General features: G+C 65.2%; 27 protein-coding genes and 1 other RNA gene. 9 read left to right on the top strand and 19 right to left on the bottom strand.

The features are described 5' to 3' along the window. The first annotated feature begins 72 nt into the window (after positions 1 to 72). On the top strand, positions 73 to 489 hold the full coding sequence (locus tag ASE00_RS03015) for a hypothetical protein (RefSeq protein ID WP_056377686.1): 417 nt from the start codon (positions 73 to 75) through the stop codon (positions 487 to 489). Between the two features lie 75 nt (positions 490 to 564). Beyond that, the gene (locus ASE00_RS03010; RefSeq protein ID WP_235538521.1) at positions 565 to 1,008 is read left to right on the top strand and encodes a hypothetical protein; all 444 of its coding nucleotides are present in this window, start codon (positions 565 to 567) and stop codon (positions 1,006 to 1,008) included. Positions 1,009 to 1,051: 43 nt separating this feature from the next. Here ASE00_RS03010 and mltG read toward each other — a convergent pair whose 3' ends face one another. The 7 genes from mltG to ASE00_RS02975 all read right to left on the bottom strand — a co-directional run bounded on the left by mltG (position 1,052) and on the right by ASE00_RS02975 (position 9,078). After that, the gene (mltG, locus tag ASE00_RS03005; protein WP_056377681.1) at positions 1,052 to 2,023 is read right to left on the bottom strand and encodes an endolytic transglycosylase MltG; all 972 of its coding nucleotides are present in this window, start codon (positions 2,021 to 2,023) and stop codon (positions 1,052 to 1,054) included. 23 nt (positions 2,024 to 2,046) lie between these two features. Further along, positions 2,047 to 3,312, bottom strand: a complete 1,266-nt coding sequence (fabF, locus tag ASE00_RS03000) for a beta-ketoacyl-ACP synthase II (protein ID WP_056379250.1) — start codon at positions 3,310 to 3,312, stop codon at positions 2,047 to 2,049. A gap of 149 nt (positions 3,313 to 3,461) precedes the next feature. After that, the gene (locus ASE00_RS02995; RefSeq protein WP_046193348.1) at positions 3,462 to 3,698 is read right to left on the bottom strand and encodes an acyl carrier protein; all 237 of its coding nucleotides are present in this window, start codon (positions 3,696 to 3,698) and stop codon (positions 3,462 to 3,464) included. A 127-nt stretch (positions 3,699 to 3,825) separates the two neighbouring features. Continuing rightward, a complete protein-coding gene (gene fabG, locus ASE00_RS02990) occupies positions 3,826 to 4,566 on the bottom strand; it encodes a 3-oxoacyl-[acyl-carrier-protein] reductase (protein ID WP_056377679.1) in 741 nt (246 codons plus the stop codon). A 133-nt stretch (positions 4,567 to 4,699) separates the two neighbouring features. Continuing rightward, positions 4,700 to 5,635: an ACP S-malonyltransferase gene (gene fabD, locus ASE00_RS02985; protein ID WP_056377677.1), complete on the bottom strand. Its 936-nt coding sequence runs from the start codon at positions 5,633 to 5,635 to the stop codon at positions 4,700 to 4,702. 105 nt (positions 5,636 to 5,740) lie between these two features. Beyond that, a complete protein-coding gene (gene mprF / locus ASE00_RS02980) occupies positions 5,741 to 8,299 on the bottom strand; it encodes a bifunctional lysylphosphatidylglycerol flippase/synthetase MprF (protein ID WP_056377675.1) in 2,559 nt (852 codons plus the stop codon). Then, the gene (locus ASE00_RS02975; RefSeq protein WP_056377673.1) at positions 8,296 to 9,078 is read right to left on the bottom strand and encodes an AcvB/VirJ family lysyl-phosphatidylglycerol hydrolase; all 783 of its coding nucleotides are present in this window, start codon (positions 9,076 to 9,078) and stop codon (positions 8,296 to 8,298) included. Before ASE00_RS02975 ends, mprF begins: the two co-directional genes overlap by 4 nt. A gap of 286 nt (positions 9,079 to 9,364) precedes the next feature. Between ASE00_RS02975 and rpsF the strand changes: the two genes are divergently transcribed. From rpsF to rplI, 3 genes are read left to right on the top strand one after another with little or no spacing between them, the layout of a single operon-like run. Continuing rightward, positions 9,365 to 9,787, top strand: a complete 423-nt coding sequence (gene rpsF, locus ASE00_RS02970) for a 30S ribosomal protein S6 (RefSeq protein WP_056379248.1) — start codon at positions 9,365 to 9,367, stop codon at positions 9,785 to 9,787. A 14-nt stretch (positions 9,788 to 9,801) separates the two neighbouring features. Further along, positions 9,802 to 10,026 carry a 30S ribosomal protein S18 gene (rpsR, locus tag ASE00_RS02965; RefSeq protein WP_056377671.1) on the top strand — a complete coding sequence of 75 codons (225 nt, stop codon included), beginning with the start codon at positions 9,802 to 9,804 and terminating at the stop codon, positions 10,024 to 10,026. Between the two features lie 18 nt (positions 10,027 to 10,044). Next, positions 10,045 to 10,653, top strand: a complete 609-nt coding sequence (gene rplI, locus ASE00_RS02960; protein ID WP_056377669.1) for a 50S ribosomal protein L9 — start codon at positions 10,045 to 10,047, stop codon at positions 10,651 to 10,653. A gap of 98 nt (positions 10,654 to 10,751) precedes the next feature. Here rplI and ASE00_RS02955 read toward each other — a convergent pair whose 3' ends face one another. Next, a complete protein-coding gene (locus ASE00_RS02955; protein WP_056377667.1) occupies positions 10,752 to 11,198 on the bottom strand; it encodes a globin domain-containing protein in 447 nt (148 codons plus the stop codon). A 95-nt stretch (positions 11,199 to 11,293) separates the two neighbouring features. Here ASE00_RS02955 and ASE00_RS02950 point away from each other — a divergent pair, with 95 nt between their 5' ends. Continuing rightward, a complete protein-coding gene (locus ASE00_RS02950) occupies positions 11,294 to 11,761 on the top strand; it encodes an RrF2 family transcriptional regulator (protein WP_056377666.1) in 468 nt (155 codons plus the stop codon). On the opposite strand, the gene thiD is transcribed toward ASE00_RS02950, so the two are convergent. The 5 genes from thiD to ASE00_RS02925 all read right to left on the bottom strand — a co-directional run bounded on the left by thiD (position 11,720) and on the right by ASE00_RS02925 (position 18,417). Beyond that, positions 11,720 to 12,508, bottom strand: a complete 789-nt coding sequence (thiD, locus tag ASE00_RS02945; protein ID WP_056377664.1) for a bifunctional hydroxymethylpyrimidine kinase/phosphomethylpyrimidine kinase — start codon at positions 12,506 to 12,508, stop codon at positions 11,720 to 11,722. The two genes, ASE00_RS02950 and thiD, sit on opposite strands and share 42 nt — an antisense overlap. 4 nt (positions 12,509 to 12,512) lie before the next feature. Further along, the gene (gene glmM, locus ASE00_RS02940) at positions 12,513 to 13,850 is read right to left on the bottom strand and encodes a phosphoglucosamine mutase (protein WP_056377661.1); all 1,338 of its coding nucleotides are present in this window, start codon (positions 13,848 to 13,850) and stop codon (positions 12,513 to 12,515) included. 97 nt (positions 13,851 to 13,947) lie between these two features. After that, on the bottom strand, positions 13,948 to 15,234 hold the full coding sequence (locus ASE00_RS02935) for an amidohydrolase family protein (protein ID WP_056377660.1): 1,287 nt from the start codon (positions 15,232 to 15,234) through the stop codon (positions 13,948 to 13,950). Continuing rightward, positions 15,231 to 16,610 carry an amidohydrolase gene (locus ASE00_RS02930; protein WP_056377659.1) on the bottom strand — a complete coding sequence of 460 codons (1,380 nt, stop codon included), beginning with the start codon at positions 16,608 to 16,610 and terminating at the stop codon, positions 15,231 to 15,233. The genes ASE00_RS02935 and ASE00_RS02930 overlap by 4 nt, the downstream gene beginning before the upstream one ends. A gap of 25 nt (positions 16,611 to 16,635) precedes the next feature. Next, entirely contained in the window at positions 16,636 to 18,417 is a 1,782-nt protein-coding gene (locus ASE00_RS02925) for a peptide MFS transporter (protein ID WP_056377657.1), read from the bottom strand. Between the two features lie 265 nt (positions 18,418 to 18,682). Here ASE00_RS02925 and ASE00_RS02920 point away from each other — a divergent pair, with 265 nt between their 5' ends. The 3 genes from ASE00_RS02920 to ASE00_RS02910 all read left to right on the top strand — a co-directional run bounded on the left by ASE00_RS02920 (position 18,683) and on the right by ASE00_RS02910 (position 20,779). After that, entirely contained in the window at positions 18,683 to 19,264 is a 582-nt protein-coding gene (locus ASE00_RS02920; RefSeq protein WP_056379246.1) for a nitroreductase, read from the top strand. Positions 19,265 to 19,306: 42 nt separating this feature from the next. After that, complete coding sequence (locus ASE00_RS02915; protein ID WP_056377656.1) at positions 19,307 to 19,654, top strand: GntR family transcriptional regulator; 348 nt, start codon at positions 19,307 to 19,309, stop codon at positions 19,652 to 19,654. Between the two features lie 183 nt (positions 19,655 to 19,837). Next, on the top strand, positions 19,838 to 20,779 hold the full coding sequence (locus ASE00_RS02910) for an L-threonylcarbamoyladenylate synthase (protein ID WP_056377654.1): 942 nt from the start codon (positions 19,838 to 19,840) through the stop codon (positions 20,777 to 20,779). Here the strand turns inward: ASE00_RS02910 and msrA are convergent. From msrA to cheB, 6 genes are all read right to left on the bottom strand, one after another. Then, positions 20,776 to 21,321 (bottom strand): peptide-methionine (S)-S-oxide reductase MsrA, encoded by a 546-nt coding sequence (gene msrA / locus ASE00_RS02905; RefSeq protein ID WP_056379244.1) that lies wholly within the window; start codon positions 21,319 to 21,321, stop codon positions 20,776 to 20,778. The two genes, ASE00_RS02910 and msrA, sit on opposite strands and share 4 nt — an antisense overlap. A gap of 77 nt (positions 21,322 to 21,398) precedes the next feature. Continuing rightward, entirely contained in the window at positions 21,399 to 21,599 is a 201-nt protein-coding gene (locus ASE00_RS02900) for a hypothetical protein (RefSeq protein ID WP_156405247.1), read from the bottom strand. 84 nt (positions 21,600 to 21,683) lie between these two features. Next, positions 21,684 to 22,074, bottom strand: an RNA gene (rnpB, locus tag ASE00_RS08765) — RNase P RNA component class A. Between the two features lie 142 nt (positions 22,075 to 22,216). Further along, entirely contained in the window at positions 22,217 to 22,933 is a 717-nt protein-coding gene (locus tag ASE00_RS02895; protein WP_056377650.1) for an N-acetylmuramoyl-L-alanine amidase, read from the bottom strand. A 40-nt stretch (positions 22,934 to 22,973) separates the two neighbouring features. Then, positions 22,974 to 23,819 (bottom strand): CheR family methyltransferase, encoded by an 846-nt coding sequence (locus ASE00_RS02890; RefSeq protein WP_056377648.1) that lies wholly within the window; start codon positions 23,817 to 23,819, stop codon positions 22,974 to 22,976. Next, positions 23,810 to 24,874, bottom strand: coding sequence for a chemotaxis-specific protein-glutamate methyltransferase CheB (cheB, locus tag ASE00_RS02885; protein ID WP_235538520.1), 1,065 nt, complete (start codon positions 24,872 to 24,874; stop codon positions 23,810 to 23,812). Before cheB ends, ASE00_RS02890 begins: the two co-directional genes overlap by 10 nt. Positions 24,875 to 24,904: the final 30 nt, after the last annotated feature.

The following is a 24,904-nucleotide window of genomic DNA, read 5'->3' as shown; positions in this document are numbered from 1 at the left end:
CAACTGTGCCATTGTCATCGCTGAGGAACAGGCGCATCCTCCCCACGTCGATAGCGATTGGGGGAGGTCGCCATGGTTCCCATCTGGTATTGGGTGGTTTCGGCTATCCTGTTGATCTGGAACCTGATCGGCTGCGGCGCCTGTGCCAACCAGATGCGGATGCCCCCCGACAAGATCGCCGCCCTGCCCGACCAACAGCGCGACGCCTGGCTCGCCATGCCCGCCACGGCGAAGATCGCCTATGTCGTCGCGGTCGGCGCGGGACTGCTCGGCGCGATCGCGCTGCTGTTGCGCAGCGTTGCGGCGGGCCCGCTGTTCATAGCGTCACTGGTCGGTGTGATCGTACAATTCGGCTGGTTCTTCATCGTCTACAAGGGCTGGTCGAAACTCGGCGCGTCCTCGGCGGCCTTTCCCGGCTTCATCGCCATCGTAGCCTTGGGCCAGATCGCCTTCGCCTGCGCCGCCAAGGCGCATGGCTGGCTGAGTTGAATTCACGATCTTTGTCGGATCACAGCGATGCCCATCGTCGTCACGGCACCGCACCTGAACATGGGGAGATGAATGATGAGCGATACGAGCGAAACAGCGGCTGCTCCAAATTGGTTCATGGCCGTTGGCGTCCTGTTCCTGCTGTGGGGCCTGGCCGGTATCTACGCCTTCTATTCGCAGCTCACGACACCTTATGAGCAGCTCGTGGCACAGATGGGCAAGGCAGGTGCCGATTGCATCGCCGCCATGCCGCAATGGCTGTGGTGGGTCTATGGCGTCGCGGTGTGGAGCGGGACCTTCGGCAGCGTTGCGCTGCTGCTGCGCCGCGCCTGGGCGCAGCCGCTCTATTTGCTCTCGCTGGCCGCGGTGATCATCCAGTTCGGCCACAGCTTCGGCGTCGCCAAAATTCAGGACATCATGGGCTGGGGCGCGGCGGCCTTCCCCGCCTTCATCATCGCGATGGCGATAATCGAGCTATGGTTCGCAACGTCCGCTAAGAAGAAAGGCTGGATCGTCTGATCCGCCACCGCCGATCCAGCAAAGCTGGGATGACGGTCTTCGCCTACATCTCGCCCCGCGCGCGGCGGATCGCGTAGAAGCGCTGCACATTGGCATTATGCTCCGCCAGCGTGTTGGCGAAGACATGCCCGCCCTTGCCGTCCGCCACGAAATAGAGCGCCGTGCTCTTGGCCGGATCAAGCACCGCTTCGATCGCGGCGCGGCTGGGATTGGCGATCGGTCCCGCGGGCAGACCCGCCGAGGCATAGGTGTTGTAGCCGTTGACCGCATTGAGCTCGGACCGCTTGATCCGGCGGCCCAGCGGCTTGCCCTTGGTGATCGGGTAGATCACCGTCGGATCGGCCTGCAGCTTCATCCCCTCGCGCACCCGGTTCGAATAGACCGACGCGACCATCGGCCGTTCGGAGGCGATCGCGGTTTCCTTCTCGACGATCGAGGCGAGGATGACCGCTTCTCGCGGGGTGCGCGCCACGCTCGTCGGCTTGCGCGCGGCCCAGGCTTCGTCCAGCGCGGTGCGCATCGCCGCCTGCATCCGGGCGAGCACCGCCGCGCGCGGTTCGCCGGCTTCGAAGCTGTAGCTGTCGGGTAGCACCGATCCTTCGGCGGGAACGTCGATCTGGCCGGTCAGCTGCGGCTCGGCCATCAGCCGCTCATAGACGAGGATCGAGGGCATGCCCTCTGGGATCGTCACCAGATGCTGAACCGGCTTGCCGTTCTGCAGGATGTCGAGGATCGCCCGGCCGCTGGCGCGCGCCGGAATCGTAAACTCGCCTGCGCGGATCGGCGCGTCGGGGCCGAAGCGGCGGGCGAAGCGCAGGAAGTTGGTGGTCGAACGGATCGCGCCCGCCTTTTCCAGGGCACGTGCCGCCGACGCGAGCGTATCGCCCTTGGCGACGACGACGCTCACCTCCTCATTGGAGGGTCCGTCGCTCCACCAGTCGCGTGATATCCAAGCCGCCGCCCCGCCCCCGATCAACGCGAGGATCAGGACCAGGGCTATGGCGCGGCGAATCATCGACGGCTTCCTGCGGCGGCGGCTCAATCCTCTACAGCGCGCATGATCAGGCTGGCGTTGGTGCCGCCGAAGCCGAAGCTGTTGTTCAGTACGGCCTTCACCTTGCGCTTCTTGGCTTTGAGCGGGACGAGGTCGAAATCCTCCAGACCGTCACTCGGGTCTTCGAGATTCAGCGTCGGCGGCACGATCTGATCGCGCATCGCCAGGATGCAGAAGATCGATTCGACCGCGCCCGCGCCGCCGAGGAGATGGCCGATCGCCGACTTGGTAGAGCTCATCGACACCGTCTTGAGCGCGTCGCCGAACAGGCGGCGGACCGCCCCGGCCTCCAGCTCGTCGCCGAGCGGGGTCGAGGTGCCATGCGCGTTGATATAGTCGATGTCAGACGGCTGCAGCCCCGACTTCTTCAGCGCCATCGCCATCGAACGATAGGCGCCCGAACCTTCGGGGTGCGGCGCGGTGACATGATAGGCGTCGCCCGACAGGCCATAGCCGATCACCTCGGCGTAGATCTTCGCACCGCGCGCCTTGGCATGCTCATATTCCTCGAGCACGACGATGCCCGCGCCCTCGCCCATGACGAAGCCATCACGGCGCTTGTCATAGGGGCGCGAGGCCTTTTCGGGCTCGTCGTTGAAATCGGTCGATAGCGCGCGCGCCTGGGCGAAACCGGCGATGCCGAGCGGGCAGATCGCACCTTCCGCGCCGCCCGCCAGCATCACGTCGGCATCATCCATCGCTATCATCCGCGCAGCGTCGCCGATCGCATGCGCGCCGGTCGAGCAGGCGGTGACGACCGCGTGATTCGGGCCACGCAGACCATATTTGATCGATACCTGACCCGAGATCAAGTTGATCAGCCGGCCATGGACGAAGTGCGGCGAAACGCGCTTCGGGCCCTTGGTCTCGCAGACGATCGATTCGCTGGCGATGCCCGGCAGGCCGCCGATGCCCGAACCGATCGACAGACCGGCGCGATAGCTTTCCTCTTCGCTCATCTCGGTCAGGCCAGCGTCTTCGAGCGCCTGGCCTGCGGCGTCGATGCCATAGATGATGAAGGGGTCGACCTGGCGCTGCACCTTATGGTCGACGCGCTTGTTGGGATCAAAGCCATAGGGGTGGTCGGCGGGCTTCACCTCGCAGGCGATCTTGCAGACCTGTTCGGTGGTATCGAAGCGGGTGATGGGGCCCGCGCCCGATTTGCCGGCGATGATGTTGGCCCATGCGGTCTCGACGTCCGCGCCCAGCGGCGTGACAAGGCCCAATCCGGTTACGACCACGCGGCGCATGGCATTCTCCTGCATTCGGGGCCTGCGCCCCACGTCTCGAACGGCAAAGCGGCCCCCCGTCCCATCGGATAGTCCGGGGTCGGGGAGCCGCTGAAACTGCTCGGCTCTATCACCTGCCCCGGTCGATCAACGGCCGGCCGGCGGAATGATCAGCCCTTGTTGCTATCGATATAGCTGATGGCGTCCTTGACGGTCGCGATCTTCTCGGCCGCGTCGTCGGGGATTTCCACGCCGAACTCTTCTTCGAAGGCCATAACCAGCTCGACGATGTCGAGGCTGTCCGCGCCCAGATCGTCGATGAAGCTGGCTTCCTCGGTGACCTTCTCGGCCTCCACGCCCAGATGCTCGACAACGATCTTCTTAACGCGCTCGGCGGTCTCGCTCATGTTCTAAACCTTCCTTAGGGTCTCTTTCGCCTGCCCTAACGAGGGCCGACAAAGCTTGCAAGCTTGCTTTGATGACGGGTGCAACGGTGATGTGGGGTTTTCGCGCCAGAGGTCGATTGCCCCCGGCTCAGATCATGGCCATCCCGCCGTTGACGTGCAGCGTCTGACCAGTGACATAGGCGGCTTCCTGGCTGGCCAGATAGACCACCGCCGCGGCGATGTCGCCGCCCTCACCCAGCTTGCCCGCCGGGATCTTGCCGAGCAGGGCCTCCTTCTGCGCATCGGGTAGGACATCGGTCATGGCCGAGGAAATGAAGCCCGGCGCGACGCAATTCACGGTGATGTTGCGGCTCGCCAGTTCCTGCGCCAGCGCTTTGGACATGCCAACCAGCCCCGCCTTCGACGCGGCATAATTGGCCTGCCCCGGATTGCCGGTGGTCCCGACGACCGACGTGATCGTGATGACGCGCCCGAAGCGCGCCTTCATCATCGGCTTGGTCGACGCGCGGATCAGTCGGAAGGCGGCTTCGAGGTTGACCGAGATCACCTGATCCCATTCCTCGTCCTTCATCCGCATGATCAGATTGTCGCGGGTGACGCCGGCGTTATTGACGAGGATATCGAGCTTGCCGCCCAGCGCCTCGACCGCGCGGGGCACCAATCCGTCAACCGCCTCGGCATCGCCCAGGTTGCACGGCAGAATGACGGCATCGCCGCCGATCTCCGCCGCCACCGCCTTCAGCGCATCCTCACGCGTGCCCGAAAGCGCGACCTTCGCACCCTGCCCGGCCAGCGCCTTGGCGATCGCCGAGCCGATGCCGCCCGATGCGCCGGTGACCAGTGCGGTCATGCCTGAAAGATCGAACATAGTCCTCGCCTTCCCCTTCCCGTCATTCCCGCGAAAGCGGGAATCCACGGTCACGATTCAATAGAAGCTCCAGCGCGCCGCCGTCCATGGATTCCCGCTTTCGCGGGAATGACGACCGAGATGGAGCGGTTGATTAGAGCGAAGCCACCAGAGCTTCGATATCGTCCATGCTGACGACGCTGGTCGCGGCCGCCTTGTCGGTGATGTCCTTGACCATCGGACCGACGACCTTGCCGCCGAACTCCACGAACTGTTCGACGCCCGCATCGGCCATGGCCGCGACACTCTCGCGCCAGCGCACCGTGCCCGTCACCTGCTGGACGAGCAGTTTCACGATATCGTGCGGATCGGCGACCGGCGCGGCGGTGACATTGGCATAGACCGGCACCAGCGGGCTCTGCACCGCGGTCTTGCCCAGCGCCTCGGCCATCGCCTCGGCGGCGGGCTGCATCAGCGAGCAATGGAACGGCGCGGAGACCGGCAGCAGCAGCGCGCGCTTGGCGCCCTTCGCCTTGGCAATCTCGATGGCGCGCTCGACCGCGCCTTTGTGCCCCGACACGACGACCTGACGGTTGCTGTTGTCGTTGGCAGCCTGGCATACCTCGCCCTGGGCAGCTTCCTCGGCAACCGCGCGGGCGCCATCGAAGTCGAGGCCGAGGAACACCGCCATCGCGCCGACACCGACCGGCACCGCCGCCTGCATCGACTGGCCGCGCAGCTTGAGCAGCCGTGCTGTGGTAGCAAGGTCTATCGCCTCCGCGGCGCACAGCGCGCTATATTCGCCCAGGCTGTGACCCGCGACGAACGCCGCCTTGTCGGCCAGGCTGATGCCGCCTTCCTTCTGCAACACCCGGAAGGTAGCAATGGCGTTGGCCATGATCGCGGGCTGGGCGTTTTCGGTCAGGGTCAACTCGTCGGCGGGCCCTTCGGCCATCAGCCGGAACAGGTTCTGGCCGAGCGCATCGTCGACCTCCTGAAAGACTTCACGCGCCACCGGACTCGCGGCGGCGAGCGCCTGACCCATGCCGACAGCCTGGCTGCCCTGTCCGGGGAAGATGAATGCACGCATCGGGAGCTCCCTATGTTCTGGCGTGCGCCCTTAGGGCCTGTCCTCGCAATCGGCAACGGTCTGATCGCATGCCGGTGGGCACGGCCCCGCCGTTTCGGCCACCCTTCAGTCGTTGCCGATCAGCGCCTTCACATCGCCCAGCGCCATCAGAAAGCCGAGCCCGCCCTGGCTCGCCACATATCGAGGGCTCCAGGTCGGCGTGAACTTGCTCTTATAGGCGCGCAAGCCGTCGAAACCATAGAAGCTGTTGCCATACCGCACGACGAGCGCCGCGGCCTTTGACCAGGCCGGCGACAATTGCCGCGCTTCGATGCCCGACAGCGGCGCCATGCCGAGCGAGAAGCTTCGATACCCATTCGCCTTTCCCCACACCATGAGTTCGACAAACAGGAAATCCATCACGCCATAGGGCATCTCGGCGCGGTGCCGCATCAGGTCGACCGAAAGCTCGGCATGGTTCGGGGTGGCCCAGATGTTCGCGAAGGCGACGGCTCGTCCGTGATGCGACACCAGCGCACAATCAAAACGGGTCATATAGTCACGCCCGAACCGGCCGATACTGAATCCCTTCTCGGCCGCGCCCTTGCTCCGCATCCATTCGTCGGAAATCTCCGCGAGCTGGTCGAAGATGGCTGGCACCTGAGCGGCAGGGACGATGGTGAAGCTCAGGCCCTCGCGCTCGGCCCGGCGAACCGCGTGGCGCAACGGCCGCCGTTCGGGGCCCTCGAGCGTGAAGCCTTCAAGATCGACGCTGGCCGATTCCCCGAATTTGACGATCTGCAAACCCATCTCGATCATCATCGGCAAGGATTTCTCGCTGATCTGATAGAAAAGCAGCCGTCCCTGCGCCGCGTCGACCAGCGTACGCATCTCCCAGAACAGGTCGGCCCAGCTTTCGGTAGGACCGATCGGATCACCCATCACGATCCAGCTCGCACCCTTGATCTGATACATCAGGAACGCGTCGTTGCCGGGCGATACCAGAAAGCGCTTGTCGCCGGTGAAGGCCAGCATCGCATCCGTACGATTGCTTTCCGCAATCGCCCTTTCGGCGGTTTCGGGCGGCAGGGCCTGGACGGCGTGGGTGATCGGGGCCGGGGCGAACAATCGCCATATGGACCAGAAGATCAGCAGCGCCCCGGCGGCGACGGTGGCGCGCAGGAAGCGGGAGGCGTCGCCCCGCAGTGCAAATTCCAACCAGAGGTCGTCGCGATAGGCGACATGCTTGAACGCGAAAAAGCCGATCCACAGCGACAGCAACAGCACCGAAAGCACCGCCGCGATCCATTTCGGGGTGAAGGGGGCCGCAATCAGCGCGGTCTTGCGATAAAAGGCGCACCGCGAGAATTGCAGCAGGCCGGCTGCGGCGAGCATCGCCGTCGCCTCTTCATAATCCAGCCCTTTGAGCAGGGATAATATCGCTCCGGCGAGCAGTAGCAGGCGGGTCGCATAGAAAGCGCCATCGAGCCGGCGGTATAGCCCGGGCGTCATCAGCAGCAGCGCCGTACCCGTCATGCTGGCGAAGACATGGGCCATTTCGATCAGCGGCAACGCTATGATATCGTGCAAGTCGCGCATCCGTCCCGGCACCGCCGGCAGCGATCCCGACACCAGCAGCACGGCGCCCGCCAGGAATATTATCGTGCTGGCCAGCAGCGGCACGATGCCGTCGGCGATGAGGCGCGCATCCGACAGCGCCTGGCCGATCCTTGCCTGCCAGCGCTTTCCCTCCACCCAGGCCATCAGCGCCGCCGCACCGATCAGCGGCAGGATATAATAGATGAGCCGATAGGCGATCAGCGCCGCGGCGATATCGGTGGGATCGCCTGGTGTCGTTGCGATGATCACCGCTTCGAAGACACCGATCCCCCCCGGAACATGGCTGATCAGGGCGATGATGATCGCCATCGCATAGCCGAGGAAGAAGTCGGGCCAGGCCGCAAAGGTCGCGCCGGGGAGCAGGATGAACAGCGCCGCGCTCGCCACCGACAGATCGACGGCCGACACGGCGATGATCGCGACGCCCTGCCCGGGAGATGGCAGCGCCACCCGCCACCCGAACAGGCTGGCCGAGCGCCAGCGCATCAGGGCGGCCAGCGACAGCGCGATCACGCCGACGAACGCTCCCCCGGCCAATATCTGCAGCGCGCGGGGAACGGCGTAGCCGGCCATGTCGAGCGTTCCCCATCCCATCAGCATCGTGATCGCGGCAACGGTGAACACGCCCGTCCAGAAGGCGATCGATGCGATGGCGATGACGCGCGCGACGTCGGTGCTGTCGAGGCCGGCCCTGCTATAGATGTGAAAGCGTGCCGACCCGCCGGTGAGCAGGGAGAGACCGAGATTATGGCTGAGCGTATAACTCGCGAACGAGGCATAGGCGGCGGTTCGCCACGGCAGCCGACGCCCGATCACGCGGAGCGCGACCACGTCGTAAAGCGTCAATGCGAGATAGCTCATCACGGTCAACGCGATGGCGCCGGCGACATGCGTGGCTGGCAGGGCGTGGAACGCGCGGCGGACATCCGACAGCGCCACTTCCTCGGTCAGGCGGTGGAGCGCTCCGAAACCGAATGTCGTGATCAGCAGCACCGCCACGACATTTGCCTTGGCCCGGTGACGGCGGAAAACCTCCGTCCACCGCGCGTGGTTCAGTGCGGTCATCGGGTCGGCAGCGCCTTGTCGATAGCGCGCCGCAGCACTGCATAAACTGCCGCGTCATCATGGTGAAGCGGATGACCGCCCGGCAATTCCACTCGTCGGGCCGCCGTTTCCGGCAGATGCGGGCAAAGACTGTCGGTTTCCTCGCTGCCGAAAATGCAGATGGTGGGGACCCAGCCCAGCTGCCGGGCGGAAGGAACGGCATCCTGTTCCGCATCACCGAAACTGAACAGGTTCGATGGGGAGGCGCGGAAGGAGAGCGTTTCGCCCGGGACTACGAGGGCGACCATCGCGACGTGCCTGCGCAGTTCAGGCGGCGCAACCGAAAGCCCCGCCTGCAGCATGTCCGCACCGAAGGACTGACCAATCAGGGCGACGCGGTCGACACGGCCGAGCGCCATCGCCCGCGCCATCGCCGCCGCGATGAGGTCCGCTGCCTGCCGCGGGTCGCGCCGTGACCGGAAAAAGCTGAGCGAGTTCACGCTGACCACGGCTATGCCATCGGCGGATAGCCGTTTCTCGATCGCGGGGCCCATGCCCGTGTTGAAGCCCATATCCCCGGAAAAGATGACCACGGCGCGCGCAGGCTTCCCCGGACCGGGCGCATATTTCGCCGGTGTCTCCCGGAAGAGCTCGCCGCCGAAGTAGCCGAGATAGGCGACATAGCCCACCGCCCCGCCAAGGAGCGTGGTGATCGCTGCGATCGTGATCGCCAGATGGTGTGGACCCGCTCGATTGGACCGGATGACGACAGCTGCGACGACCGCTCCGACCGCCATCATGCCCAACGCTTTTATCACCCGGCACGTCTCCGGCCCCCGTAGCGGTCATCACCGCCGGCAACGCTACGCTGCGTGGCCGAAACGAAGGCAGCGCGCATGTACGCCCTTCCGGCCGCTTCGCCAAGACGTTCGCGCAGCCTTGCCTTCGACGGGATATTCCGCCATAGGCAGCGACAGCCGGGGTGGAGACTCGTTCTCCGCCCCCTGCTCATTTTGGAAGAAAGCCGGAGGGGCGTCCGTGATTGGCACGGCGTCAGCGATCGGCCAAATGAAGGAAGACGCGAACATGGCTCTCTACGAGCATGTGTTTCTCGCGCGTCAGGATCTGGCACAAGCCCAGGTCGACGCGCTGGCGGAAGCCGCCACCAAGATCGTCGAGGAAGGCAATGGCAAGGTCGTGAAGACCGAGACCTGGGGCCTTCGCAGCCTCGCCTATCGCATCGCGAAGAACCGCAAGGCGCATTATGTCATGCTCCAGATCGACGGCCCCGCGGGCGTCGTCGCCGAGCTCGAGCGCCAGACGGCGATCAACGAAGACGTGATCCGCTACATGACCATCCGCGTCGACGAGCTCGAGCAGGGCCCGTCCGCGATGATGCGCCGTGGCGACCGCGATGGCCGCCGCGACGGCCGTGGCGACCGCGGTGATCGTGGCGATCGTGGTGACCGGGGTGATCGCCCCCGCCGCGAAGACCGCGAATTCGCGTAAGGAGATAGAGACACATGGCACGCGCATTTTTCCGCCGCCGCAAGAGCTGCCCCTTCTCCGCGAAGGACGCTCCCCGGATCGATTATAAGGACGTTCGTCTGCTGCAGGGCTTCGTGTCCGAGCGTGGCAAGATCGTCCCGAGCCGCATCACCGCGGTTTCCGCCAAGAAGCAGCGCGAACTCGCCAAGGCGATCAAGCGCGCCCGTCACATCGGGCTGCTTCCGTACATCGTCAAGTAAGAAGGGAGGACCGCCAACATGGACGTGATCCTGCTCGAACGCGTTGAAAAGCTGGGCCAGATCGGCGACGTCGTCTCGGTCAAGGCCGGCTTCGCGCGCAACTATCTGCTGCCGCGCAAGAAGGCGCTGCGCGCCAACGAAGCCAATAAGAAGGTCTTCGAGGCGAACCGCGCCCAGATCGAGGCCGACAACGCCAACCGCCGCGTCAACGCCGAAAAGGAAGCCGGTGCGCTCGACGACAAGTCGGTCACGCTGATCCGCCAGGCGTCGAACACCGGCCAGCTCTACGGTTCGGTTTCAACCCGTGACGTCGCCGAGGCGCTCGCCGAGGACGGCATCAAGGTCGCCAAGTCGGCAATCGTTCTGGCCCGCCCGATCAAGACGATCGGCGTCCACGAGGTGAAGATCACTCTTCACGCCGAGGTCAGCCGCTCGATCAAGGTCAACGTCGCCCGCTCGCCCGAAGAGGCCGAGCTGCAGGCGCAGGGCGTCGACGTCATGGCCTCGATGTTCGAGCGTGACGAAGCCGGCTTCACCGAGGAATATGATCCGAACGCAGAGCCGGGCGAAATCCCGACCGACCTGCAGGACGAGGCGCCCGCCGCCGAGGCTTCTGAAGAAGCCTGATCCTTCGGGACAGACAAACGAAAAGGCCGTCCGGAGCGATCCGGGCGGCCTTTTTGTTTCCTTAAAGCGCTCTCCCGCCTTCGCGGGAGAGGGAGAAGTCACGCTGCTACCGCCTCGTACTTCGCCTTCTCGACCCCGATCAGGATATCCGCGAGGAACCAATAGGCCTCGCCCCAGGCTTCCAGCACCTGATCGTTCACCGCGTCGCCCAGCACATCCTTGATCGCGGGCAGCAGCGCCGCCGCGACCGCCGGATAATGTTCGGGCTTCACGCCGGTCTCGACATGGCGGGTCGTCATCCGCTCGACCGCCTGGGTCAGCGCACCGAGATTGTCGACATTCTTCGAGAAGGCAAGAATCGCGCCCGCCAGCCGCTTGGGCTGCTCGCCCGATTCCTGCGCCGCCATGTCGAACAGTTTCTTGATCTCCGGATCGACGAACAGCCGCTCATACATGCGGCTGGTGATCGCGACGCCATGCTGTTGCAACGCGGGCGCAGTGGATTTCACGATGGCGATGGTCTCGGCGGAAAGCGGCTTTGTCATGAAACACCCCTCTAAAGATGTAATTCAAATGCACCTATATTGAGTCGATTAAAGATGCAATTTGAATCTATCTTTAAAACGCCCTATGATGCGGCATGCGTCTGTCCCGCCATACCGACTATGCCCTGCGCGTCCTGATGCACCTTGCCGTCGATCCCGATCGACGGGCGTCGATCGCCGAGATCGCGCGTGCTTATGCGATTTCCGAGAACCATCTGATGAAGGTCGTCCACATGCTCGGCCGCGCCGGCTTCATCCGCACGGTGCGCGGCCGCGGCGGCGGCATCACCCTCGCCCGCGCGCCCGAGACGATCGGCGTCGGCGACGTTGTCCGCCATGGCGAACCCGACCTCGTTCTGGCCGACTGCGGTAGCTGTGTGATCGCACCCGCCTGTGGGCTCAACGGCGCGCTGGGCGAAGCGCTCGGCGCCTTCCTGGCGGTGCTCGACCGGTACACGATCGCTGACGTCACCCGGCGGCGAACCGATCTCGCCGCGCTGCTCGGCCTGCCAGCTTTGGCGTCAGAGGGCGCGGTGCCCCATGGGGCCGCGCCCCTGCCCTAGCCCCGGCGCGGCGAGCAACGCCGCGCGGACGAACGCTCGCGCTCGCGCGATGGCGTCTGGCAAACCCATGCCCTGCGCCAGTCCCGTCGCGATCCCGCTTGCGAGCGTGCAACCCGTACCATGGTCGTGGATCGTATCGATCCATCCGGCTTCCCAGCGCTGCTCGGCGCTTCCCGCCTGAAACAACATATCGCGCAATCCATTGCCCGACCGGGTGCCCGTCGCCAGGATTGCGCCGCTTCCTCCCGCGATAAGGCGCTCGGCGGCTGTCGCGATAGCACTCTCGCCGGTAAGGGACTCGCCGGCCAAAGCCTCCAGTTCATCGAGATTGGGCGTCGACACCGTCGCCCGGCGCATCAATCGTCCAAAGGCCGCGATCGTCGCATCATCGGCCAGGCGGCTGCCGCTGGTCGCTATCATCACCGGATCGAATACGACCGGCACGCCGACGAGATCGGGCCGGTCGAGCCGGTCGGCCACCGCCTCGACGGTCGCCGCCGATCCGATCATCCCGATCTTCACCGCATCGACCCCGATGTCGGATGCGACCGCGTCGATCTGCGCGATTACCATCTCGACGGGAATGGGATGGACGCCGGTGACGCCCAGCGTGTTCTGTGCGGTGATCGCGGTTATCGCGGTCATCGCATGGCCGCCCAACAGGGTGACCGTTTTGATATCGGCCTGGATACCAGCACCGCCGCCCGAATCCGACCCGGCGATGACGAGGACGCGGGCGATCGTCATGGGGTCACGCCGCCTTGCGCACCGCCTCGCAAATCTGATCGACCATCGTTTCGACCAGCTTGCGGTCCTCGCCCTCGGCCATCACCCGGATCAGCGGCTCGGTCCCCGACTTGCGGATCACCAGTCGTCCGGTGCCGTTCAGCTTCTCCTCGGCGTCGGCGATCGCGGCGATCACCTTGTCGTCCTTCAGCGGCTCGCCGCCCGCGAAGCGGACATTCTTGAGCAATTGCGGCAGCGGATCGAACTGGTGCAGGAGTTCGTGCGCCGGGCGGCCTTTCTCGACAAGCTGGGCGAGCACCTGAAGAGCTGCGACGAGCCCGTCCCCGGTGGTCGCATGGTCGGACATGACGATATGGCCCGACTGCTCGCCGCCGATATTATACCCCTCAGCGCGCATCGCCTCGACGACATAGCGGTCGCCGACCTGGGTGCGGTGCAGGGACAGCCCCTTGCCGCCAAGGAAGCGCTCCAGCCCGAGATTCGACATCACGGTGGCGACGATGCCGCCGCCCTTGAGCTCGCCGCGCTGATGCGCGCCGCCCGCGACCAGCGCCATCAATTGATCGCCATCGATCACCTTGCCATTGTCGTCGACCACGATCAGGCGGTCGGCATCGCCATCGAGCGCGATGCCGATGTCGGCCCGCGTCTCGCGCACCTTGTCCTGCAATGCCTTCGGGTCGGTCGATCCGCATTTGTCGTTGATGTTGATGCCGTTCGGGTTGACCCCGATCGTGATCACATCGGCCCCCAATTCCCACAGCGCCGAAGGAGCGACCTCATAGGCCGCGCCATTGGCGCAATCGACCACGACGCGCAGCCCGTCGAGGCGGAGATGCTCGGGAAAGCTCGATTTCACCGCATGGACATAGCGCCCACGCGCATCCTCGACACGGCGGGCGCGGCCGATATCGGCCGACGGGGCGAGCTTGACCGGCTTGTCAAGCCGCGCCTCGATCGCCGCTTCATCGTCATCCGACAACTTGTAGCCGTCTGGACCGAACAGCTTGATGCCATTGTCGGCGAACATATTGTGGCTGGCGGAGATCATCACGCCAAGGTCCGCGCGCATCGATCGGGTGAGCATCGCCACCGCCGGAGTCGGCATCGGGCCCATCAGCACCACATCCATGCCCACGCTGGTGAACCCGGCGACCAGTGCGGATTCCATCATATAGCCCGACAGGCGGGTATCCTTGCCGATGACGACGCGATGGCGATGGTCCCCGCGCAGGAAGTGCGCGCCCGCCGCCTGCCCCACCTTCATGGCGATCTCGGCGGTCATCGGGCTTTCGTTGGTCCGGCCGCGAATGCCGTCGGTTCCGAAATATTTGCGCGCCATCACAACCCCCGCCGAAAACACGCCGCTAGATGCGCCGATTTTCGCTGCGCCTCAAGCCCATAGCCCTCTTCCAACAGGAAGCGGCCAGGATGCCGGATCAGCGTTCGTATGCCTTGGGCAGCGCCTTCTCCACTGGATCGAGATAGCGGTCGCGCAGCCGGGTCTGGCGGCTCGTCATCGGCTGGGCGACCCCATCGATGAAGATCGCTTCCGGCGCCGATGCGAGTTCGAGCGGGTCGCCGTCCCAGATCACGACATCGGCCCGCCGCCCGGGGCGGAGCGAACCGATCTCGCCATCCATGCCGATCGCCGCGGCGGGCTTCGACGTTATTGTGGCGAATGCCGCGCCCCAATCGAGCCCCTGCGCGCCAGGCACCTTGGTCAGCGCGACGAGGTTGCCGGCATATTGTGCGAGGTAGGACTCATACGGCCCTTCCGAGATCCCTGAATTGGAGATCGCAACCGTCACCCCGGCGCGCACCAGCCGCCCGACATTGGACTGGGTGGCCGCCAGCGTCTCGAACTTCTCAGGCAGATCGACCAGCGCGGCGGCGATCACCGGCACGCGCGCGGCGGCGATCTGGTCGGCAATCATCCATCCTTCGGTCGCGCCGACCAGCACCAGTTTGATCGCCGGATATTGCGCCTTGAGCGCGAGCACGGCCTTGATGTCGGTCACCCGTTCGGCATGGGCGAGCAGCGGGATCTTCCCCCGCACGATCGGACCCAAGGCCTCGGCATCCTGGCGGGTGATCAGCGACTCCTTGCTGGCGATGCCGATCGCCGCGGGATCGGCCGCCGCCGCCATCGCCGCGCGTAAAAGGACATGCGCGGCCGGACGGCTCCCGCCGCCGGGCCCGGCTCCGTCCTCGCCCAGCTCGACGAACTGGAAGGCGCGTGCCCGCGTCACCGGCTCATAATCGGCGCCGAGATCGATCACCGCGCCCTGTCCCGCAAACATCGTATTGCCGGTGCCTGGCATCACGAAGGCGCGGGTGACGCCTGCCGACCGTTCGATGGCGATACGCTGGCCGGTCGGATTGATCGCGGGGGCGATGTCGATCGCCGCCGAGAAGGGCGACTTGTCGGCCGACCCGTCATTGGTCTCGGGCATGCCATAGCCATCGAGGATGCCCAGCGTGCTGACCGCCGCGACGATCCCGGGCGAAACCCATTTGCCGCTGGCGTCGATCACCCGCGCGCCCGCCGGCACCGCAGCGCCCGCCCCGGCACTCACCACGCGGCCGTTGGCGATGACGACGGTGCCGCCCCGGATGGGCGCGGAGCCATCCCCGATCGCGACGGTGCCGCCGGTGATGGCGATGGTTTCCGCAGGCGCGGGAGCGGCGATCAGCGCCGCTGCGGCGAGAAGGAGGTGCTTCATTTAACATCTCCCTCACCCGGCTGGCCCAGCTCGAAATCGCTGACCGGACGCAGCCGCGGATTGTTCATGTCGTAAAGCATCGCCCCGTCGATCCAGACCTTTTCGGGCCGGGTGTAGACGCTGAACGGATTGCCATTCCACAGCACGACGTCGCCCATCTTGCCAGGCTTCAGGCTGCCCGTGCGGTCGGCGATGCCCAGCGCGCGGGCCGGATTGATCGCCAGCCAGGTCCAGGCCTGTTCGTCGCTGATGCCGATGCCTGCCCGCCGCGCGGCGGCGAGGCCCTTGGCGACTTCCTGGTTGAGACGCTGGATGCCATTCTGATCGTCCGAATGAATCATCACGCAGACACCTGATTTTTCAAGGATTCCCAAGTTCTCGGGAATTCCGTCATAGCTTTCCATCTTGAAGCCATACCAGTCGGCCCACACCGCAGCACAGGTGCCATTGGCCTTCAGCAGATCGGCGATCTTGTAGGCTTCGACCGCATGGTGGAAGGCGGTGACGTGGTAGCCGAACTCCTTCGCCATATCGAGGACGATGGCCATCTCATCGGCGCGGTAGCAATGGTTGTGGACGAGGATATCACCGTCGAGCACGCCCATCAGCGTCTCCATCGCGACGTCGCGCGCGGGCGGCTCGCCGCCCTTCTCTTCATATTTCGCCCATTTGCGGCGATAGTCGGCGGCTTTCATCCAGGTTTGCCGGTCGACTGCGATATTGCCCATACGGGTGGATGGCTCGCGATTCTTGCCGCCATAGACCCGCTTGGGATTTTCGCCGCACGCCATCTTCAAACCATAAGGTGCGCCGGGAAATTTCATTCCCTGCATCGTCCGCGCATAGACATTCTTCAGCGTCACCGACCGGCCGCCGAACAGGTTGGCCGAACCGGGCAGGATCTGCAGCGTCGTCACCCCGCCATTGACGAGCGCGCGGCTGAAGCCCGGGTCCTGCGGCCAGACGCTATGTTCAGCCCAGACGTCGGCGGTAACCGGCGCGGTCGCCTCGTTGCCGTCCGACAGCGCCTTGACCTGCGGCGACGGATAATCGCCGAGATGGCTGTGCACGTCGATGACGCCGGGCGTGACCCATTTGCCTTTGCCGTCGATCACCGCCGCGCCCGCCGGTATCGCCAGATCGGGACCGCCGATCCCGGCAACCTTGCCGTCGGCGATCAGCACCGTCCCGTCCTCGATCCGCCCGCCCTCGCCGTCATAGACCGTCGCGTGGACGATCGCGGTCGGCACGCCCGGATAGGCATGATAGGTCGACGGATAGGGATCGCGGTTGAACCCCTTGCCCTTGCCGGGCGGCGGGCTGTCCGACGAAGCCGATTTGGGGGCGGCCCCGCTGGTGCAGGCGCTGAGCGCCATCACCAGTGCGATGGCGATTCCGAGTTTACTGGACACCGTGCATGAACTTTTTGATCAGCGGCGAGACGACCAGCAGCACGACCGCGATGCCGATCGAGACAAGGCCGATCGTCTGGAAGACGGCGGCATAGGTATCGAGGCTGACCTTCAAATTGGTCACCTGTCCGCCCACCGTCTCGACGCTGGCGAACTGCGCCACCACGCCCGCGACATATTGCGCGCAGCTGATCGACAGGAACCACAGCCCCATCATCAGGCCCACCACGCGAACGATCGACAGCTTGGTAATCATCGACAGGCCGACCGGCGAGATGCACAGTTCGGCCATCGAATGGATCAGGTAGAGCAGCGCCAGCCACCACACCGCCACCTTGAAGTCCGGCCCGGCATAGGCGGTGCCCCAGACCAGCGCGAGGAAACCGAGGCCGACCCCCGCAAGCGCGATCGCGAACTTGATCGGGATCGACGGCTCCAGCCCGCGGCGGCCCAGCGCGTTCCACATTATCGAGGTCAGCGGCGCCAGCACGACGATGAAGAAAGCGTTGAAGAACTGGGTCTGCCCCGCGGTCATCTGCCAGCCGCCGATGATGGTGAGGTCGGTGTTGCGGTCGGCGAACAGCGTCAGCGACGATCCTGCCTGCTCGAACAGCGTCCAGAAGGTGACGTTGAAGACGATCAGCACGATCGCCGCGACCATCATCTGGAACTCGACCTTGTTGCCCACCTTATAGGCCCAGATCGGAATGCCGATCACCGACAGCAGGAAGGTGAAGAACAGTACCTTGCCCATGATCGGAAGCGCCAGCAGATAGCCGGCGATCCCGCTGCCGGCCGCGGCGGGCTCGGACGTCATCAGGTTCATGAATAGGAACCAGCCCACCGGGATCGCCGCGAGCGCGCCGATATAGATCAGCAGCGAGCGGTCCTTGGTCTGCCCCGGAGGCGGATCGCCATAGCCCGCCAGCTTCTCGCCTGCGAACTGGATCAGCGCCCAGCTGATCATCATGCCGATCGCGGCCAGGCCGAAGCCTGCCCACCAGCCGAGCGCGACCGCGAGAAAGGGACAGAGTATCTGCGAGAAAAGCGAGCCGAGGTTGATGCCCATGTAAAATATGGTGAAGCCCGCATCGCGCCGCCGGTCGCCCTGTTCATAAAGCGTGCCGACGATCGTCGAGATATTGGGCTTGAAGAAGCCGTTGCCGATCGTGACCATCGCCAGCGCCACCAGCATCAGCCCGGTGTAGAAATTGCTGCGGTCGGCATCCGACGCGAAGCTGCCCTTGGCGATGCTCCGCGCCACGCTGCCGTCAGGCGCGACGAGATGGACCGAGCCATCCTCCTGGCCCTTGATCGCCAGCTTCTGCGCGCCATCGATCACATATTGCTGCTTGGCTTCGTCGATGACGACTTCGTAGCGTGCGCCATCGACCAGCGCATAGGGCTTGGCGGTGGGCCCGCCGAAGCACAGCACCAGATAGCCGAGCGACATCAGGATCGCGCCGAACTTCACCGATTTCTTGGAGCCGAGATAGCGATCGGCAAGCAGGCCGCCGACGAGCGGGGTGAGATAGACCAGCGCGGTGAAGCCTCCATAAAGGCCGTTGGTGGTCTGGTCGCTGAACAGGAAGTGCTGGGTCAGATAGAGCGTGAGCAGTGCCCGCATGCCGTAATAGCCGAAGCGTTCCATCGCCTCGGTCGAGAAGAGCCGGGCAAGTTGCCTCGGATGCCCAAACCATGTGTCGCCGTCGGATCGGCTGATATGGGACGAGCCGGGCTCGGTGGTCGCGTCAGCGTCGGGATTGACCATGAAGTTCTTTCTGTTCTGCGTGGCCGGTGCGCGGCGCTTCCCCCAAAGGACGGCGCGACCTCATGGACGCCGACGATAGCAACGATTCCCGCGCTGTGAAGCGGTTATTGTTTCGCTTGAAACGACATTGCCCAGGATCAATGGTTCGGCGAAATAGAATTACCCAACAGCTCGATTTGCACGCTCAAGAGCCTGATATTCGTCCGAAACACCCCATATTGCCCAACCCGTTGTCGTGCGACGGGGCAGCCCCTAGATGATGGCGATGTTCAACGACCTCTCCTCGACCGCCGCTCTTCTCGCCACGCGCCGCTCAGGCAAACCCCGCGACATGATCGCGCCGGGGCCGGATTCGGCACAACTCCGGCAAATCCTGGAGGCGGCGATGCGCGTGCCCGATCATGGCAAGCTCGCCCCTTGGCGCTTCGTCATTATCGAGAGCGACCGGCGCGAGGCCTTCGCCGACCTGCTCAAAGATGCCTATCGCGCCGAGAAGCCCGAGGCTGGGCGCCTCGAACTCGAATCGATGGATCAGTTCGCCCGCCAGGCCCCGGCGCTGGTCGCGGTACTGTCGACGCCAGTGGAAAACAGCAAGATCCCGGCCTGGGAGCAGCAGTTGTCGGCGGGTGCGGCCTGCATGAACCTGCTGCTGGCGACTCATGCCGCGGGCTTTGTCGGAAGCTGGCTGACCGGATGGCCCACCTATAATGGCGACGTGCTCGCGTCGCTGGGCGGCGCGCCGCAGGATCGCATCGCAGGTTTCCTGTTCCTGGGTTCGCCCGGGCGCGCGCTCGAGGAGCGCCCTCGCCCGGCGTATGAAGCTGTCGTTTCGACGTGGAAAGGCTGATTGTGATTGACGCGCCATGCTGTGTTAGCACAGTGTGACGCCATGAGCAGCCAGGACCGCCCCGTCTATCTCCGCCTTCGCGACATCATCGCCGAATCGATCCTCGACGGCACCTATGGCGATGGCGACGCCCTGCCCTCGGTCCGCGCCTTTGCCGCGCAGCACGGCGCCAACCCGCTGACCGCCGCGAAGGCCTATCAGGGCTTCCAGGACGAAGGCTTCGTTTCCGTGAAGCGCGGCGTCGGCATGTTTGTCGCCGAGGGCGCGACCGCCCGTCTGCGCCGCGACGCGCGCGACGCCTTCCTGCGCGACGAATGGCCGCGCGTCGTGCGCAGCATGCGCCGCCTGAAGATCGACCCGGCCGACCTGCTGGAGCGTGTCGAGGGATAACGCCTCCGCCAGTCGTCATTTCCGCGAAAGCGGGAATCCATGGAAAGGTGACGCATTAAACTGGACGTTCCGCCGTCCATGGATCCCCGCTTTCGCGAGGATGACGGTCGGGATAGCTGCTCCAATTTGCGCGAAGACCAGCTTTCGCTGGAATGACGGCAGGAGCTGGGGTAGCCGCGCCGCGTGACCGAAACCCGCATCATCCCCGCAGACGAAGCCGGCATCGGCGAAGCCGCGACGCTGATCCTGCGCGGCCAGCCCGTCGCGGTGCCGACCGAGACGGTGTACGGCCTCGCCGGAGACGCGACATCGGGCGAAGCGGTCGCGGCGATCTATACCGCCAAGGGCCGCCCAAGCTTCAACCCGCTGATCGTCCATGTCACCGATCAGGCGATGGCGGAAACCATCGCGGAGTTCCCGCCACTCGCCCGCAAGCTGGCGAAGGCTTTCTGGCCCGGGCCGCTGACGATGGTCCTCGACAAGGCTCCCGGTGCGCCCGTTGCCAGCCTGCTCACCGCCGGCCTGCCTACCGTCGCCATCCGCATGCCGTTGCATCCCGTGATGCGCGCGCTGATTGAGACGACGGGCCGTCCCCTCGCCGCCCCCTCGGCCAATGCCAGCGGCTCGATCAGCGCCACCCGCGCAGACCATGTTGCCCGCTCGCTCGCCGGCAAGATCGAATTGGTGCTCGACGGCGGACCAACCGCTGTCGGCATCGAATCGACGATCGTCGCGGTCGGCAATGATGGGTTGCGGCTGTTACGACCCGGCAGCGTCACGGTGGAGATGCTCGAGACCGCGACCGGATTGACGATCGAGACCAGCGACAGTGGCAAGATCGAAGCCCCCGGCCAGATGCTCAGCCATTATGCTCCGGCCAAGCCGGTGCGGCTCGACGCGCTAAGCGCCAAACCCGGCGAGTTCCTGATCGGCTTCGGCGCAGTCCAGGGGGATGCCAGCCTGTCGCCTTCCGCCGACCTGACCGAGGCCGCCGCGCATCTGTTCGATGTCCTGCACGTCGCCGATGGCTCGGCGGCCGCCGCGATCGCGATCGCGCCGATCCCCGACCGCGGGCTAGGCCTCGCGATCAATGACCGGCTGAAACGCGCGGCAGCCCCGCGTTAGACCTTGGCGCTGTCCTTCAACCGCGCCGCATAGCTCTTGCGGAACTTCGCCAGCTTCGGCGCGACGACCATCACGCAATAGCCGTTGTTCGCTCCTTCCTTGGCGAAATATTCCTGGTGATAGTCCTCCGCCTCATACCAGGGCGCATCGGGCTCGATCGTCGTCACGATCTTCTGTGGCCAATCGGCCTGGGCGCGTTCAATCGCCGCCTTCGCCTCGGCTTCCTGCGCATGGGAATGCGGGAAGATCGCCGAGCGGTACTGGGTGCCGACGTCATTGCCCTGCCGATTGAGTTGGGTCGGGTCATGGACGTGGAAAAAGATGTCGAGCAGATCGGCATAGCTGATCACAGCCGGATCGAAGGTGACGCGGATCGCCTCGGCATGGCCGGTGTCGCCATTACATATCTGCTTGTAGGTGGGGTTGGCCGTGTGGCCACCGATATAACCGCTCTCGACCGAGCTGACCCCGATCACATCGTCGAACACCGCCTCGACGCACCAGAAACAACCACCGGCCAGCGTCGCGATTTCCTCAGCCATCATCGTCCTCCGAACTCAGGCTCAGAAGATAGGCGATCGGAACGGCGTTGCAATGGAAGACGCTGATGGAATCCGCTTTACGGATGCTGGCTTGGTCCGCTCGAAACGCGGCGTTGCGCGCGTTTGCGCGCGCGGGCGGCGGGCGACTGCATGTTGCGGAAACCACGCTGCTTCCCCGCGGGCCTGCGTCTGCGGAGATAGGCGATTGCCGCGAAAGCCGTGAGAGCGGACAGAAACAGCAGCAGCGGCGCCCACTGAATTTCCGTTTCCATGGTCATTTTCCCCCTGGCCGCGCTAGTAAAGCCGCATCACGGTGCGCGGGGCAAATAAACAATTGTAAATCGCACGTCCGATCGAAGGAAAAAGCCAGAGGGCCTGTAAGCCGGGTTCTGTCCACCAGCTTGCGCTGGATGGGCGATCATTCCTCTAGGACCGGACTCGCGCCCGGCCTCCAGCAATCAACCCGGACGACCGGGCGGAGTAGCCCATGCGCCGTCCCTATTCGATCTTGCTCCCGGTGGGGTTTACCATGCCGTTCCCGTTGCCGGGCCCGCGGTGCGCTCTTACCGCACCCTTTCGGCCTTGCCCGGAACCGCCAGAAAAATCTGGAAGGTCCGCCGGGCGGTCTGCTTTCTGTGGCACTGTCCCTGGGGTCGCCCCCGCCGGGCGTTACCCGGCACCGTTACTCCTTGGAGCCCGGACTTTCCTCCCCGCACCGCATAAACGATGCGCGGCGACCGCCCGGCCCTCTGGCGCCAGGCCGTCTAGGCGCTTTTCCTTCTGGTCTCAAGTGTAAGCCGGGATGCTGAGCATCCCGCAAGCGCGAACGCGCGCCCGAGCCGATGCGAGGAAGCCTAGCAGGGCAGATGCCCTGCGCCCGGCGTTTGAGGGCTAATCAAATAGGATCGTGCCTCGGCTCAAGCAGCGCGTCGCCTTCGCGGTGCAGAAGAAGCCGCAGCAAAATGCCCCGCGTCTCGCCGTCGGCGATGCCGTCGATCGTCTCCGGCCTGAACCGTCGCTGGAACGCGGTGACCGCGGCGGGCCCGTCGCTGACGTCATAGCCGAAGCGTTCGAGCGCCAGCAGGAAGCCGCCCGGCGTCCAGTGCGGATCCTGCAGTCCGTGGCGCGGGCGCTTGAGCGCGAGGCCAAGCTTCCCGAGCAGCGGCCAGTCGAACAACTCGCCCGGGTCCTGCTTGCGCGCGGGGGCCACATCCGAATGGCCCACGACATTCGCAGGCTCGATACCGTGCCGTTGCACGATATCGGCAATCAGCGGCACCAAGGCATCCATCTGCGCTTGCGGAAAAGGCCGATAGCCGAACTCATGGCCCGGATTGACGATCTCGATGCCGATGCTTGCCGAATTGACGTCGGTGATCTTGCGCCAGAAGGACTTGCCCGCATGCCAGGCACGCCGTTCCTCGGGCACGAGACGGATCACCTGCCCATCCTCGGCAACGAGGTAGTGGCTGGAAACCTTGGCGGCCGGGTCGGTCAGCCGTGCGATTGCCGACGCCGCGTCCTGCATGCCGGTATAGTGAAGCACCAGCATCGAGATCGGCAGCGTGCGTTCGTCATGGTTGGGCGACGGACAGTCGATGATCTCGCTCATGCGTCCTCATTAAGGGTCGCAGGCGATTGCCGCAACGCCGTCAGGCGGCGTCGGACAATCCGGCATAAGCCGTTGAACGATAAACCGTCTGAGCCTTCGGATCGCTGACGAAGCGCGACGAACTGCCGAGCGCGGTTTCGCCTGCTCCCAGCAGCAGCGCGCCGTCCGAGGCCAGGGCCAGCGAAAGCCCCTCGAGCATCTGGTGCCGCCGTTCGGGCGAGAAATAGAGCAGCGCGTTGCGGCACAGGATCAGGTCGAACCGCCCGCCCGCCGGCGGCGGCCCCAGCAGATTGTGGCGCATGAACGTGACGAGTGAGGTCAGCGCCGGCTTCGCGCGCCAGCCCTGGTCGAGCACCGGATCGAACCAGGCGATCAGCTGGCGGATCGGCAGGCCGCGTTGCACCTCGAATTGCGTATAGAGCGCGCCGCGCGCCTGCTGGATCGCCGAGCGGGAGATATCACTCCCCAATATCTCGATCTTCCACCCATCCCAGCGCTTGCCCTGATCGGCGAAAAGCATCGCCAGCGAATAGGCTTCCTGCCCGGTCGAGCAAGCCGCCGACCACAGGCGCAGGCGTTTTTCACGCTGCCGGCTGGCGGCGAGCTGCGGCAATATCTGGTCCGCGACCAGCGAGAAGACCATAGCGTCGCGGAAGAAGCTGGTCTCATTGTTGAGCAGCGCATCGATCATGTCGAGCGACAGTTCGGGGTCCGCGGAACGTTCGAGGGTCAGAGCGAGCTGATCGAAGCTGTCGATGCCGCGCGCCCTGCAGAAAGGCGTAAGTGTCGTACCGATCCGCCAGAAGCGCTCCTGCGACAACACCTGCCCGGTCGCCTTCTCGAAGAGGCTGGCGATGATCATGGCGGCGCGGGGGCTTACTTCCATGCGGCACCCAGCACGCGGTTACAGACATGGCGTGCCAATTCCTCGGGCGGCATCACCAGCGAGGCGAGCCCCGCCTGCGCCACCGATCCGGGCATACCCCAGACCACCGAAGTCCCCGAATCCTGTGCCAGTATCTCGCCGCCATGGCGCACCATCACTTCGGCACCAAGCGTGCCGTCGCGGCCCATGCCGGTCAGCACGACGCCAACGCCTTCGGGCCCGAAAACCTCCGCCACCGCTTCGAACATCGGGTCAACCGACGGCATGCAGCGACTGGGCGCAGGGGTAGAATCGATGTGGACGACGACCCGTGATCCGTTGCGGACGAGGCGGATATGCCCCTCGCCCGGCGCCACCAGCATTTCACCGGGCACCAGCGGGGAACCTTCGGCCGCGACCGAGGTCGGCCGGCCGGCGATATCGCGCAGCTGTGCTGCGAAATAGGGCATGAAGGGCGGCGGCAGATGCTGGGTAATGAGGATCGGCGCCTTGAAACGCGGCGACAGCCGCCGCAGGAAGGCCGACAGCGCGTGCAGCCCGCCGGTGGATGCGCCGATCGCCAGGCAGGCGACGTCGCCGCTGCGCGCCGGCCGCAGCGCGACGATCGGCGTTGGGGCCACCGGCCGGGGCGCGGCATCGCGCGGTCGTCCTTCGGCCCGGTCGGGCGCATGATTTGCATGGCCGATGCGCAACAGGGCATCGACGAATTTGTGCGCGAACTCCCCGGCGAAATTGCCGGCGGTCGGCTTGAGCAACGTGTCCGCCGCACCCAGCGTCAGCGCCCGCACCGTCGCCGATGCGCCGGCTTCCGCCGCCGACGACACGATCAGCACATGGGTGCCATGGCTCGCCGCGAGGATTTCGGGAAGCGCGGTCAGCCCATCCTTGCCGGGCATTTCAACGTCCAGGACGACGATGTCGATATCATGTGTCGTCAGGAAGACGATCGCCTGGTCGGCGGTCGGGGCCGCGCCCGCGATCTCGAACTCGGGCCGGTTTTCCAGCAGGCGCGCCAGCACGGTGCGGGCGACGAGCGAGTCGTCGACCAGCAGCACGCGGATAGGGCGGACGGCGGCCCGTCCGTT

The sequence above is a fragment of the Sphingomonas sp. Root710 genome, from assembly GCF_001429065.1.
GTDB lineage: Bacteria > Pseudomonadota > Alphaproteobacteria > Sphingomonadales > Sphingomonadaceae > Rhizorhabdus.
Note: the sequence above shows the minus strand (reverse complement) of the source record. Positions and strands in the feature narration are given on the sequence as shown.

Excerpts from the sequence above, each read along its gene's own strand:
- ASE00_RS03015 (WP_056377686.1), top strand. The coding sequence starts at position 73 with ATGGTTCCCATCTGGTATTGGGTGGTTTCGGCTATCCTGTTGATCTGG.
- ASE00_RS03010 (WP_235538521.1), top strand. The coding sequence starts at position 565 with ATGAGCGATACGAGCGAAACAGCGGCTGCTCCAAATTGGTTCATGGCC.
- mltG (WP_056377681.1), bottom strand. The coding sequence starts at position 2,023 with ATGATTCGCCGCGCCATAGCCCTGGTCCTGATCCTCGCGTTGATCGGG.
- fabF (WP_056379250.1), bottom strand. The coding sequence starts at position 3,312 with ATGCGCCGCGTGGTCGTAACCGGATTGGGCCTTGTCACGCCGCTGGGC.
- ASE00_RS02995 (WP_046193348.1), bottom strand. The coding sequence starts at position 3,698 with ATGAGCGAGACCGCCGAGCGCGTTAAGAAGATCGTTGTCGAGCATCTG.
- fabG (WP_056377679.1), bottom strand. The coding sequence starts at position 4,566 with ATGTTCGATCTTTCAGGCATGACCGCACTGGTCACCGGCGCATCGGGC.
- fabD (WP_056377677.1), bottom strand. The coding sequence starts at position 5,635 with ATGCGTGCATTCATCTTCCCCGGACAGGGCAGCCAGGCTGTCGGCATG.
- mprF (WP_056377675.1), bottom strand. The coding sequence starts at position 8,299 with ATGACCGCACTGAACCACGCGCGGTGGACGGAGGTTTTCCGCCGTCAC.
- ASE00_RS02975 (WP_056377673.1), bottom strand. The coding sequence starts at position 9,078 with ATGATGGCGGTCGGAGCGGTCGTCGCAGCTGTCGTCATCCGGTCCAAT.
- rpsF (WP_056379248.1), top strand. The coding sequence starts at position 9,365 with ATGGCTCTCTACGAGCATGTGTTTCTCGCGCGTCAGGATCTGGCACAA.
- rpsR (WP_056377671.1), top strand. The coding sequence starts at position 9,802 with ATGGCACGCGCATTTTTCCGCCGCCGCAAGAGCTGCCCCTTCTCCGCG.
- rplI (WP_056377669.1), top strand. The coding sequence starts at position 10,045 with ATGGACGTGATCCTGCTCGAACGCGTTGAAAAGCTGGGCCAGATCGGC.
- ASE00_RS02955 (WP_056377667.1), bottom strand. The coding sequence starts at position 11,198 with ATGACAAAGCCGCTTTCCGCCGAGACCATCGCCATCGTGAAATCCACT.
- ASE00_RS02950 (WP_056377666.1), top strand. The coding sequence starts at position 11,294 with ATGCGTCTGTCCCGCCATACCGACTATGCCCTGCGCGTCCTGATGCAC.
- thiD (WP_056377664.1), bottom strand. The coding sequence starts at position 12,508 with ATGACGATCGCCCGCGTCCTCGTCATCGCCGGGTCGGATTCGGGCGGC.
- glmM (WP_056377661.1), bottom strand. The coding sequence starts at position 13,850 with ATGGCGCGCAAATATTTCGGAACCGACGGCATTCGCGGCCGGACCAAC.
- ASE00_RS02935 (WP_056377660.1), bottom strand. The coding sequence starts at position 15,234 with ATGAAGCACCTCCTTCTCGCCGCAGCGGCGCTGATCGCCGCTCCCGCG.
- ASE00_RS02930 (WP_056377659.1), bottom strand. The coding sequence starts at position 16,610 with ATGGCGCTCAGCGCCTGCACCAGCGGGGCCGCCCCCAAATCGGCTTCG.
- ASE00_RS02925 (WP_056377657.1), bottom strand. The coding sequence starts at position 18,417 with ATGGTCAATCCCGACGCTGACGCGACCACCGAGCCCGGCTCGTCCCAT.
- ASE00_RS02920 (WP_056379246.1), top strand. The coding sequence starts at position 18,683 with ATGTTCAACGACCTCTCCTCGACCGCCGCTCTTCTCGCCACGCGCCGC.
- ASE00_RS02915 (WP_056377656.1), top strand. The coding sequence starts at position 19,307 with ATGAGCAGCCAGGACCGCCCCGTCTATCTCCGCCTTCGCGACATCATC.
- msrA (WP_056379244.1), bottom strand. The coding sequence starts at position 21,321 with ATGGCTGAGGAAATCGCGACGCTGGCCGGTGGTTGTTTCTGGTGCGTC.
- ASE00_RS02900 (WP_156405247.1), bottom strand. The coding sequence starts at position 21,599 with ATGACCATGGAAACGGAAATTCAGTGGGCGCCGCTGCTGCTGTTTCTG.
- ASE00_RS02895 (WP_056377650.1), bottom strand. The coding sequence starts at position 22,933 with ATGAGCGAGATCATCGACTGTCCGTCGCCCAACCATGACGAACGCACG.
- ASE00_RS02890 (WP_056377648.1), bottom strand. The coding sequence starts at position 23,819 with ATGGAAGTAAGCCCCCGCGCCGCCATGATCATCGCCAGCCTCTTCGAG.